At 72.7% G+C, this 6,239-nt stretch carries 1 protein-coding gene; it reads right to left on the reverse strand.

Annotated elements, in window-relative coordinates; genetic code table 11:
* Positions 1–6,239: amino acid adenylation domain-containing protein (locus tag AB0I42_RS37080; protein WP_357544453.1), on the reverse strand; the 6,239-nt coding region annotated here is incomplete at both ends.

The raw sequence follows: 6,239 nt of genomic DNA on the forward strand, positions 1-6,239 counted from the left end.
CCAGCCGTCGAGCCGCAGCGCCATCGGCATGTGGTACGCCGGACCGACCCCGCCGAGGCGTTCGAGGAACCACAACCGCTGCTGCGCGAACGACAGTTCCAACGCACCGCCACGGTCGACCGGACGGACCGGTGGCAGCACGTCGCGACCGTCCGGCGTCATCCGCTCCACGAAGGCGGCCAGCACCGGGGCCGCGAACAGCGCCGCCGGGGAAACCTCCCGCCCCAACGCCTGCCGGATCTTCGACACCAGCCGCATGGCGAGCAGCGAGTGGCCGCCCAGCGCGAAGAAGTCGTCGTACCGGCCGACCCGCTCGATGCCCAGCACGTCGGACCAGACCGCGGCGACCACCGTCTCCAGCAGGCCGACCGGCTCGACGTACCCACGCTGGCCGAACGCCTCCCCGTCCGGTGCCGGCAGCGCCGCCCGGTCGACCTTGCCGTTCGGCGTCAGCGGCCACGCCACCAGCCGGACGAACGCCGCCGGCACCATGTAGTCCGGCAACTCGGCCGCCAGCCGGTCGCGCAGCACCTTGGCGCTCGGCGGCTGCCCGCCGCCGCTCACGTGGTAGGCGATGAGCCGCTGGTGGCCGCTGCTGTCCGGGCGGGCGACGACGACCGCCTCCCGTACGCCCGGACAGCCGGCCAACCGCGCCTCGATCTCGCCGAGTTCGACCCGGAAGCCACGGACCTTGACCTGGAAGTCGTCGCGGCCGAGGAACTCCAACTGCCCGTCCGGCAGCCGGCGGCCCAGGTCGCCGGTGCGGTAGAGCCGGTCACCGGGCACGAACGGGCTGGCGCCGAAGCGCCGCGCGGTCAGGTCGGGCCGGTTCAGGTAGCCCCGCGCCACCCCCGCGCCACCGATGTGGATCTCGCCGACCACCCCGGCCGGCACCGGCTGGCCGGCCGCGTCCAGGAGATAGACCCGTACGTTCGGCAGCGGCCGGCCGATCGGCAGGCAGGTCAGCGCGGCGACGTCGGCCACGTCGGCCGGAAGCGGGTAGCAGGTGCTGTCGACGGCCGCCTCGGTCACCCCGTACGCGTTGACGATCCGCACCCGCGGCCCGCACAACGCCCGGAGCTGTACGGCGTTCGCCGTCGTCCACGCGTCCGAGCCGCAGACCACCGTCTCCAGGCCGGCGAGGCTGCCGCCGACACTGTCCAGATAGCCCATCAGCGGGTTGAGTACCGCCGGCACGAAGTCGGCGAAGTCCACGTCGTGCCGGCGCAGCAGGGCGTACAGGCCGGGACTGTCCAGCAGCAGCGGGCGCGGGCAGAGCACCAGCCGGCCACCGAAGCCCAGGGCACGCACCACGTCGGCGGTGAACACGTCGAAGGAGAAGCTGGCCATCTGCAGGTGCACCAGGCCGGGACGCAGGTCGAATAGCCGTTCCCAGGCGGCGGCGACGGCCACCAGCTGACCGTGCTCCACCATGACCCCGTTGGCGGCGCCGGACGTGCCCGAGGTGTAGATGACGTACGCCAGGTGGTGTGCCGCCAGGCCGTCGACGACCGGGACGGTCACCGGCAGGTCCGCCCAGCCGGCCGCGTCGGCGTCGAGGTCGACGACCGGGGTGTCCACACCGGACAGCGCGGCGGCCAGCCGGTCGCGGGCCGGGCCGTGGGTCAACGCCACGACCGGCGTGGCGTCCCGCAGCATGTGGGTCAGCCGCTCGACCGGGTACGCCGGGTCCAGCGGAAGGTAGGCGCCGCCCGCCTTGAGCACCGCCAGCAGTGCGACCACCGTGTCGAGCGAGCGTTCGAGACAGATCGCCACCAGCCGGTCCGGCCCGACCCCGCAGTCACGCAGGTGGTGCGCCAACCGGTTGGCGCGCGCGTCCAGTTCGCCGTACGTCAGCTCGTGGTCGTCGAGGACCAGGGCGACCGCGTCCGGGTCCCGCGCCGCCTGCGCCTCGAAGAGATGGTGCGGGAGCCGTTGCGGCGGATACGGCACCGCCGTCTCGTTGCCGTCGGCGAGCAGCCGGTTCCGTTCGGCGGGCGGCAGCACGTCGAGCCGGCCCACCGCCGCGTCGGGCGCCCTTTCCAGCGTCTCGACCAGGGTCTCCAGCGCCCGTTCGACCATGGCGCAGACCCGGTCGGCGGCGACCTCGGCGGTGGCGGCGACCGTCAGGATGAAGTCGTCACCGAGGTCGTCGACGTCGAGCGCCAGCGGGTAGTTGCCGCGCTCCTCGGCGGCCAGGTAGGTGAAGATGTCGGCGCCGGCCGCCGGCGTGGTGTCCGGTTTCGCCAGCACCTCCGCGTGCCGGTAGTTGAGCAGGGCGGTGAACAGCGGAGCCGGCGGCGCGACCCCGCTGCACGACTGCGCGAGCGCCAGCGGCGCGTGCTCGTGCCGGATCAGTTCGGTCAGTGCCCCGTGGGTACGCAGCACGCAGTCCGCGGCGCCGGTGTCGGCGAGCGTCACCCGCAGCGGAAGCGTGTTGATGAACGGGCCGAGCACCCGGTCGCTGCCGGCGCCGCCCTGCATCCGGCCGAACAGCACGGTGCCGAACACCACGTCCTGCCGGCCGCTGGCCCGGGCCAGCACCTGCCCCCAGGCGACGTGGAAGAGGCTGGTCACGCTGACCTGCAGGGCCTGGGCCCGGGCCCGCAACCGCACCGCCAGCTCCGCGTCGACGCGTACCCGGGCGTCGTGCATGGTGCGGCCGTCGCCGTGGATGTCCAGCAGGCCGAACGGCGCGGTCGGGGCGTCGACGGTGCCGAGCATCCCGCGGAAGAAGCTCTCCTGCTCGATCCGGTCCACCCCGCGCCGGATCCGGGCCACGAAGTCGCGGAACGGCAGCGGCGCCGGCAACCGGTCGCCCAGCCCGGCCAGGTGCGCCCGGATCTCGGCGTTGAGCTGCTTGAGCGAGGTGTTGTCGTCGATGATGTGGTGGATCAGTTCGAGCGCCAGCCACCTGCCGTCGCGCGGATCGCGGGCGATCAGCAGCCGCACCAGCGGCGCCTCGTGCAGCGACAGCCGGCCGTACCGCCGGTCGAAGTGCTCGCGCAGCTCCCGGCCCGGGTCGTCGCCCGCCGGGTCGAGTTCGATCTCCTCCACCGGCAGGGTCACCCGGCGCCACACCACCTGCACCGGCTCGTTGATCCCCTGCCACACCACCGCCGTACGCAGGATGTCGTGCCGGGCGACCACGGCCTCCAGCGCGGCCCGGTAACGGTCCAGCCGCTCCCGGTCGGCGAAGGCGATGAGGCTGGTGACCAGGTACGGGTCGCTGTCGCGGGCCATCAGGTGGTGGAACAGGATCCCTTCCTGCATCGGGGCCAGCGGATACACGTCCTGCACGTTCGGCGCCCCGCCGGGCACCGTGGCCACGATCGTGTCGATCTCCGACTGGGTCAGGTCGACCAGCGGCAGCAGGTCCGGCGTGATCCGGGCACAGCCGTCCGGGATCAGGTTGGGCGGCACCTCGACCTGGCCCGGCCCGGCCCCGACGGCGGCGGCCAGGTCGGTCAGGACCGGCGCCCCGAAGAGCACCCGTACGTCGGCGTCCATGCCCTGCCGGCGCATCCGCTCCAGCACCCGCAGCGCCAGCAGCGAGTGCCCGCCCAGCGCGAAGAAGTTGTCGTGCCGGCCGACCCGTTCGATGCCCAGCACCTCGGCCCAGATCCCGGCCAGCGCGATCTCCGTCGGGCCGACCGGCTCGGCGTAGTCGCGGGAGGCGAACGCCAGCCCGTCGGGTGCGGGCAGCGCCTTGCGGTCGAGCTTGCCGTTGGCGGTCAGCGGCCACTCGGCGATCCGCACGTACGCGGCCGGGACCATGTGTTCCGGCAGGACCCCGGACAGCCGGGTACGCAGCGCGTCGGCGGTCAGCTTGCGTACCGAGGCGGTGTAGTAGCCGACCAGCCGCGTCTCGCCCGTCGCGTCCGTCGTGGCCAGCACCACCGCCTCGCGTACGCCCGGAGTGGCGGCGAGCTGTGACTCGATCTCGCCCAGCTCGATCCGGAAGCCACGGATCTTCACCTGGAAGTCGTTGCGGCCGATGTATTCCAGGCTGCCGTCGGCCCGGTGCCGGACCAGGTCACCGGTCTTGTAGAGCCGGTCGCCGGCCTCGAACGGGCTGTCGAGGAAGCGTTCCGCGGTCAGCTCGGGGCGGTTGAGGTAGCCGCGCGCGACCCCCGCCCCGCCGACGTGCAGTTCGCCGACGACGCCGTGCGGCACCGGCTCGAGCCGCTCGTCGAGCACGTAGAGCCGCAGGTCGCCGATGGGGCCGCCGATCGGGCTGACCCCCGGCCGGTCGGCGTCGGCCGCCGTCAGCGGCCGGTACGTCACGTGCACCGTGGTCTCGGTGATGCCGTACATGTTGACCAGTTCGGCGCGCCCGTTGCGGGGGTCGGCGTACCACGGCCGCAGCATCGTCGGGTCCAGCGCCTCGCCGCCGAAGACCACCGTACGCAGCGCGTGCGACCGGCCCGTCTCGGCCTGTGCCGCGATCAGGCTGCGGAACGCGCTCGGGGTCTGGTTGAGGACGGTGACGCCCTCGTCGCAGAGCAGCCGGTAGAAGTCGGCGGGCGAGCGGCTGGTCAGCCGGGGGACGACCACCAGCCGGCCGCCGTGCAGCAGCGCACCCCAGATCTCCCAGACGGAGAAGTCGAACGCGAAGGAGTGGAAGAGGCTCCACACGTCGGACGGGCCGAAGCCGAACCAGTGCGCGGTGGCCGAGAACAGCCGTACGACGTTGGCGTGTTCGACCATGACGCCCTTGGGCTGGCCGGTCGAGCCGGAGGTGTAGATGACGTACGCGAGGTTGCCCGGGGTGAGGTCGACGGCCGGGTCGGTCCACGGGCGGTCCGCCCAGGCGGCGGGGTCGTCGAGGTCGATCACCGGCGCGGACGTCACGCCGTCGAGCACGGTCCGGGTCGCCGCGTGGGCGAGGACGACCGCCGGCGCGCTGTCGCCCAGCACGTATGCCAGCCGGTCGGCGGGATAGCCGGGGTCGAGGGGCACGTACGCGCCGCCGGCCTTGAGGACGGCCAGCAGGCCGACGATCATCTCGGTCGAGCGTTCCACGCAGATCGCCACCGGCTGGTCCGGACCGACGCCGTGGGCGCGCAGGTGGTGGGCGAGCTGGTTGGCGCGGCTGTTCAGCTCGCCGTAGCTCAGCGATCCGCCCTCGAACGACACCGCCACCGCGTCGGGGGTGGCGGCGGCCTGCTCCTCGAACAGCGCGTGGACCGTCCGACCGGCCGGATAGGCGGTCGCGTCGGCGTACGCGGCGAGCAGTTGGTGGCGCTCGTCCGGGTCGAGCAGGGTCAGCTCGGCCACCGGGCGTTCGGGTTGGTCGGCCATCTGGGTCAGGACCCGGTGCAGGTAGCGGGTGTATCGGCGGGCGGTGTCGGTGTCGAACAGCGCGGTGGCGTATTCGAGGCTGCCGGTGATCCGGCCGTCCTCTTCGGCCAGCGACAGCGTGAGGTCGAACTTGGCGCCGGCCCAGGGGGAGTGCAGGGTGGTGACCTCGATGCCGGCCAGGTCGAGGTCGTCCTCCTCGTTGTTCTGCCAGGCGAACATCACCTGGAACAGCGGTGTGTAGGCCAGGCTGCGGGTGGGGTTGGCGAGTTCGACGACCTGTTCGAAGGGGAGGTCCTGGTGTTCGAGGGTGGTCAGCGAGAGGTCGCGGACGCGGTCGAGGAGTTCGGTGACGGTCGGGTTGCCGGTGAGGTCGACGCGTAGGGCGAGGGTGTTGACGAAGAAGCCGATGAGGTCTTCGAGTTCGGCGCGGCGTCGGTTGGCGGTCGGAGTACCGATGACCAGGTCGGTCTGGCCGGAGAGTCGGGAGAGCACGATCGCCCAGCCGGTCAGCAGGGTCATGAACAGGGTGCCGCCGTGGCGGGCGCCGAGTTCGTCGAGCCGGTTGGTGAGTCCGGCGTCGAGTTCGACCGTGACCTGCGCCCCGGCGTGGTCCTGTTCGGCCGGCCGGGGGCGGTCGGTGGGGAGTTCGAGCAGGGCCGGCGCGTCGGCGAGGGTCTGTCGCCAGTAGGTCTCCTGTCGGGCGAGTACGCCGTCGGCGAGCCACTGTCGCTGCCAGGCGGCGTAGTCGGCGTACTGGATCGGCAGTGGCGGCAGCGGGTCGGGCTCGTTGTCGTGGAAGGCGGCGTAGAGGGTGCCGAGCTCGTTGGTGAGCACGCCCTGCGACCAGCCGTCGGAGACGATGTGGTGCATCGTCAGCAGCAGCACGTGCCGGTCGGGGGCGAGCACGACCAGCCGGCCCCGGATCAGCGGCCCGG

Source organism: Polymorphospora sp. NPDC050346, assembly GCF_040655695.1.
Classification (GTDB): domain Bacteria; phylum Actinomycetota; class Actinomycetes; order Mycobacteriales; family Micromonosporaceae; genus Polymorphospora; species Polymorphospora lycopeni.